Source organism: Novosphingobium sp. 11B (assembly GCF_054589055.1).
The window spans coordinates 1-5,656 of record NZ_BAAILP010000061.1 but is presented as its reverse complement, the minus strand read 5'-3'; the positions used below and the strand labels follow the sequence as shown (position 1 = coordinate 5,656).

Here is a 5,656-nt window from a genome sequence, read left to right as displayed (position 1 = left end):
GGGACCGGTGGCTGTCTTTAGGCGCACGTTCGCAGCGCGCGCGGTGAGATGGGCTGGTCACGGCCAGCGGTCCCGGATCAAGTCCGGGACGACGTAAAGTGACCGCTCCCACCTTCTCCCCACGCTTCCGCGAAGACCTCGCCGCCCTGCTCGCATGGCGGCGCGATGTGCGGCATTTCCGGCAGGATCCGTTGGACGAGAGTCTAGTCGCCGACCTGCTCGGCACCGCGCAACTGGCGCCCTCGGTCGGCAATTCGCAGCCCTGGCGCTTCGTGCGCGTGCACTCTCCCGCCTTGCGCGAAGTGCTCGCCGCGCATGCCGATGCCGAAGTCTCCCGCGCGGGCGACACCGCCTACGAGGGCGAGCGCCACGCCGCTTACACCGCGCTGAAACTCCACGCGCTCGACCACGCCCCCGAAGTGATCGCGGTGTTCTGCGACGAGGCCACACCCATCGGCATGGGCCTTGGCGCGGCGACGATGCCGCAGACGCGCGAGTGGTCGGTGGTCATGGCGATCCACACGCTGTGGCTCGCCGCCCGCGCGCAAGGGCTCGGCCTCGGCTGGGTGTCGATCGTCAAACCGGAAACGGTCACCGACCTGCTGGAAACGCCGCCCTCCTGGCGCTTCGTCGCCCTGCTCTGCCTCGGCTATCCCGAGGAACCGGACGACGTACCCGAACTCGAACGCAAGGGCTGGCAGGCCCGGCTCGACGGACACGCGCATGTCAGCGCGCGTTGACGCCTTTCGCCAGCGCGCGTGCCGCCTTGACGTAGGCGGGGCCGCCGCAGACCGTCCAGGCCTGCGGAATGGCGACGCGCGGAATGCCGTCCAGCACCGGGTGGTGCATCATCGCCGTGCCCTGATCGACCACCTTGTCGGTCGCGGCATCGACCACGATCACGTCGGGACGCGCGGCCGCCAGTTCCTCGATCCCCATCTGCGAGAGCGCGGGCTTGCCCAGCTTGCCTGCAAGGTTGGTCACGCCCACGCGGGTCATCATGTCGTCGATCAGCGTGCCGGTGCCGGTCAAGTAGCCGCGCCGCTGCCAGTAAGCGGCGACGATCTTGCCCTTAGGGCCCTTCCGCGCGCGCGGGATATGCGCAAGGTCGCGCTCCATGCCCGCGATCAGCGCCTCGCCGCGCTCGGGATGGCCGACTGCCAGCGCCACCTTGCGGATCGACGTGAGGATCGCGTCGTAGCCATCGGCGGACTTGAGATCGACGGCGGGGTAGCGCGTCTTGAGCGCCTTGATCGCAGGGTTGCGCCGCGCGGGCATGCCGACGACGAGGTCGGGGTCGATCGCCATGATCTCCTCCGCCGCGCCGCGCAGGATCGGCAGGCCCTTGGCCCGCGCCGCTTCGGCCGACATGGCGGGATCGGCGGCATAGCGCGTGAGCCCGGCGATCTGGTCGCGGTCGGCCAGCGCCAGCACCAGCTGATCGGCGCACAAGTTCAGCGAGACGATCCGCTTCGGAGCCGCTACAGCCCGCCCCGATACAGGGGGAGACGACGCGGAAACGCCGCAGACCGCAGCCAGTCCGAGCAAAGCTACCGAAGCCGAACGAAGAGTAGTCAAGAACGCCATATGCGCGTTTCCATAGCAACACGACCCCGGGACACAAGCGTGACGGGGAGCCGATCCAGCCAGAGGTGCTCGTGCCCGAAATTCACGTCCTGCGCGCCCGTAACCGGGCGCTGATTCCTATTCTCCTGCTGGGCATCGCACTGGCGGGAATCGCCTCGCTGATGCTGGGCGCAGTGCCGATCCCGACCGCGCGACTGCTCGATGCTGCGCTCGGCCATGGCGATCCGGTGGTGCGCGCGATCGTGCTGGAACTGCGCCTGCCGCGCACGCTGGTGGCGCTGATGGTCGGCGGGATGCTCGGCCTCGCGGGAGCCGCGCTGCAGGGGTACTTGCGCAATCCGCTGGCGGAGCCTTCGGTGCTCGGTGCGTCGAACTCGGCGGCGCTGGGCGCGGTCGCGGCGATCTACTTCGGCATCGGCGATTACAGCCCCGCCGTGCTGCCGCTGCTTGCGATCCTCGCCGCGCTGGCGAGCCTCGCGCTGCTGTTCGTGCTGGCGGGCCGGGCCGAGGGGCCGCTGGCGCTGATCCTTGCGGGCATCGCCGTCTCGACCCTGGCGGGCGCGGGGATCAGCCTGGCGCTCAACCTCTCGCCCAATCCCTTCGCGGCGATGGAGATCATGGCCTGGCTGCTCGGCTCGATCGAGAACCGGGCGATGGAGCACGTCTGGATCGCCCTGCCCTGCATCGTGGTCGGCGCGGCGCTGCTGCTGTGGGACGGGCGCGCGCTCGATGCGCTGTCGCTGGGAGAGGACGGCGCCCTCTCGCTAGGCGTGGACCTGACGCGCACGCGCGCGCGGCTGCTGCTGGGCGTCGCCATCGGCGTGGGCGGCGCCGTGGCGGTGTCGGGATCGGTCGGCTTCATCGGGCTGATCGTGCCGCATCTGGTGCGCCCGCTGACCGACCGCAGCCCTTCCGCCGTGCTGCTGCCCTCGTTCCTCGGCGGCGCGGTGCTGCTCACCGGCGCCGATATTCTGGTGCGGCTGATCCCGACCGCGGGCGAGTTGAAGCTGGGCGTGGTGACGGCGTTCCTCGGCGTCCCCGTCTTCCTCGTCCATCTGCTGAAGGAGCGCCGCCTGTGGTGACCGTGACCCTCAATGGCCTCTCCGTGGACCTGCGCGACCGCGCGGTGCTGCACGGGATCAGCGCCACGCTGCGCCCCGGTGAACTGACCGGGATCATCGGCCCCAACGGCGCGGGCAAGTCGACGCTCGTGCGCGCGCTGCTGGGGCTGATCCCCGCGACGCGGGGCGCGGTCGAGATCGACGGGCACGACATCGCGCGGATGACGCCGAAGGCGCTGGCGCGGCTGGTCAGTTACCTGCCGCAGGGACAGGCGCTGCACTGGCCGCTCAGCGTCGAGCGACTGGTGGCGCTCGGCCGCCTGCCGGGTCTCGGCCCGATGTCGCGGCTGGGCGCGGACGACCTCGCCGCCGTTCATGCTGCCATGGAGCGGGCAGACGTGCTGCACCTTGCCGGGCGCACCGCGACCGAACTGTCGGGCGGCGAGCGGGCGCGGGTGATGCTGGCGCGGGCGCTGGCGGTGGGCGCGCCGGGACTGGTCGCGGACGAGCCGCTCGCCGCGCTCGATCCGGGGCATCAGATCGACGTGATGGAGCTGCTTGCCGCCGAGGCGCGCAGCGGGGCGCTGGTGGTGACCGTGCTGCACGACCTGACGATGGCGGCACGGTACTGCAAGCGGCTGCTGCTGGTCGATCGCGGCATGCTGGTGGCACAAGGCACGCCGCAGGAGGTGCTGACGAGCGACCGGCTGCGCGAGGTCTACGGCGTGACCGGGCGGATCGAGTTCGGCGGTGGCTCGGCGATGGTGGTGCCGCTGGAGCGGGTTTGACAGACGGGGCTACGGCAAGCTCAGCCGTGACCCTTTGACAAGCTCAGGGTGAGCGGGGATAGTGGAAACCTCCCAAACCCGCTCAGGCTGAGCTTGTCGAAGCCCCCGCGTTTTACGCCGACGGGTGGGATCAGCGCGCGAACGCTTTCACCTCGGCCAGACGGATTGCGCGGCCCTTCGCTGGCGTCATCGACACGCGCAACTTCCCAGTCTCGACCGCAGGCCACGTCACCCGCGTCACCCCGTTGGCAAGCGGCTTCACCGGCGCGCCGACCTGCTGCCAGCGCCCACCGCGCCAGACCTCGACGCTCACGCTGCGCGGTGCAGCAAAGCGTGCAGCATCGGCGAAGAATGCCAGCTCGGCGCTGCCCAGCGAAACCGCCTTGTCGAAGTCCAGCGCATACCACTGCGCCTTGCCCGAGGCGTCCGAGTCCCAGCCATTCGGCAGTTCCGGGTAGAACCACGCGCGGCCGTCCACGGCATCGTGCAGCTTCTCCGCATCGGTGCCCGACGAGGCGCTGGCCTTGGGGAAACCGCTGCGCACGAGCTGCACCGCAAGGTTTTCCTCACGCACGATCGGCGCGTTGGCCTTGCGCTTCACGGGCACCTCGATCCGGCCGAGGTCGGCGCGGCGGGCAACTTCGACCCCGTCCACCGCGACGGCGAGGCCCTTGCCGTAGCGCGTACCCTTCGCATCCCATGTCACCGAGACTTCGTGCCCGTGATAAGGCACCCGCTCGATGCGGAACCAGTCGAGGCCCTGCTGCAGCGGATTGACCTCCAGCACGTCGTCGCTGCGCGGGCGGATGCCGACGAGGCCGGTCAGGATCAGGTCGATGTAGCCCGAGTGGAAGTAGTGGTGGCTGCGGTCCAGCCCGACGATCGGCTTGCCGGTCTCCGGGTCGTAGTCTTCTTCCAGATCGAGCTTGTCGCCCTGATAATGCAGCGCCGTATACTGGCGCAGCATCGCCATCCAATCGGCGCGGGAAATGGGACCGTGCGCCTCGTAATGGTCGAGCAGATTGGCCATCGCGGTCAGCACCTGCGTCGTCTGGTAGGGCCAGATCGGGCCGTTCCACTGGCACTCGGGGTCCGGGCCGAGGTAGCGGTACTGGCGCATGTAGTATTCGTAAGTCTTCTCGACGGTGCGCATCCCGGCCTTGCCCGCCAGCGATCCCGGATCGGTCAGGTGCGCCCATGCTGCAGCATATTTCGCACCGTCGGGGACGAGATCGAACATCCACGGCAGGTAGCCAACGAGTTCGCGATTGCGGATCGGCTCCCAGTATTTGACGTGTTCGTTGGTAATCTGGTGGCGGTCGGTGAAATGCTGCAGCTTCGGGTTCCACAAGTCCGCCAGCACACGCGCCTTCAAGGCCTCGGCACGGGCGGCATATTCCTTCGCCATCGCCGTGTCGCCCGCCATTTCGGCCATGCGCGAGAGCGCGCGGGCATTGGCGAACATGTAGGCGTTGACCGAAGGCCGGAACGCATCGCCGCCCCTGAAGCCGTCCTTGCCGCCCGAGGCGTCGATCGAGGACACCGTGTACTCGGTCGCGTCCAGCAGCGGCTCGACGAAATACAGGCCCTTGTCGAAGTCGAACTTCTCGTCCCACAGGCGGTAGACGTGGCGCATCGTCTTCAGGTGCGCGAGCAGCGCCTCGCGATCGCCGTCCACCAGGTAGCGGCCCCATACCGAGTCCGCCATGTGGTCGGTGAAGTGGCGGTCGTTGCCGCCCTCGTACATGAAGTTGATGTAGTCGTCGGTGAAGCGCCGGTCGTTCAGCCAGCGGCCTTCCGCGATGTGGAATCCGCTGGCGTCGTTGAGGCTGGCGTAAGGTTCGCGCTGCCAGTCGACGTCGTCGGCGAACTCGGTGGTGATATAGCCCTGCTTGCCGAGATCGCGCTGGTGGGCACGGAACAGGCCCCAGCGGTAGTAGTAGACCGCGTCGATCTTCGCGTCCGAGGATTCGAAGAAGGGAATGCGTCCCTCGTACCACGCCGCGTCGTTGCCGTAGCGGGCCTCGGCGATGGCCTCATGGTCCATCGGCGGGCTGGCGGCAGCGGCGAGCAGCGCCATGAAGGGCAGCGCCGCGAGGGCCAGTTTCTTGCGCACGTCAACGGTCCTTCCGTGAACGGCCCAAGCTGAGGGGGCTTCGACAAGCTCAGCCTGAGCGAGATTTAAAGACCTGTTCTCAAACCCGCTCAGGCTGAGCTTGT

General features: G+C 68.7%; 5 protein-coding genes. 3 read left to right on the top strand and 2 right to left on the bottom strand.

Features of this window, described 5'->3' with window-relative positions; translation table 11 throughout:
• Positions 1-98: 98 nt before the first annotated feature.
• Positions 99-740 carry a 5,6-dimethylbenzimidazole synthase gene (gene bluB, locus ACYPYD_RS05595; protein WP_459662395.1) on the top strand — a complete coding sequence of 214 codons (642 nt, stop codon included), beginning with the start codon at positions 99-101 and terminating at the stop codon, positions 738-740.
• Here bluB and ACYPYD_RS05590 read toward each other — a convergent pair.
• Complete coding sequence (locus ACYPYD_RS05590; protein ID WP_459662394.1) at positions 727-1,587, bottom strand: ABC transporter substrate-binding protein; 861 nt, start codon at positions 1,585-1,587, stop codon at positions 727-729. The genes bluB and ACYPYD_RS05590 overlap by 14 nt on opposite strands.
• Before the next feature lie 89 nt (positions 1,588-1,676).
• Here ACYPYD_RS05590 and ACYPYD_RS05585 point away from each other — a divergent pair, with 89 nt between their 5' ends.
• Both ACYPYD_RS05585 and ACYPYD_RS05580 read left to right on the top strand, forming a co-directional pair.
• Positions 1,677-2,669 carry a FecCD family ABC transporter permease gene (locus ACYPYD_RS05585; protein ID WP_459662396.1) on the top strand — a complete coding sequence of 331 codons (993 nt, stop codon included), beginning with the start codon at positions 1,677-1,679 and terminating at the stop codon, positions 2,667-2,669.
• Positions 2,663-3,436, top strand: coding sequence for an ABC transporter ATP-binding protein (locus tag ACYPYD_RS05580; RefSeq protein WP_330701929.1), 774 nt, complete (start codon positions 2,663-2,665; stop codon positions 3,434-3,436). The genes ACYPYD_RS05585 and ACYPYD_RS05580 overlap by 7 nt, the downstream gene beginning before the upstream one ends.
• A 130-nt stretch (positions 3,437-3,566) precedes the next feature.
• Here the strand turns inward: ACYPYD_RS05580 and ACYPYD_RS05575 are convergent, their stop codons facing one another.
• Positions 3,567-5,552 (bottom strand): MGH1-like glycoside hydrolase domain-containing protein, encoded by a 1,986-nt coding sequence (locus ACYPYD_RS05575; protein ID WP_459662393.1) that lies wholly within the window; start codon positions 5,550-5,552, stop codon positions 3,567-3,569.
• Between the last annotated feature and the right edge of the window lie 104 nt (positions 5,553-5,656).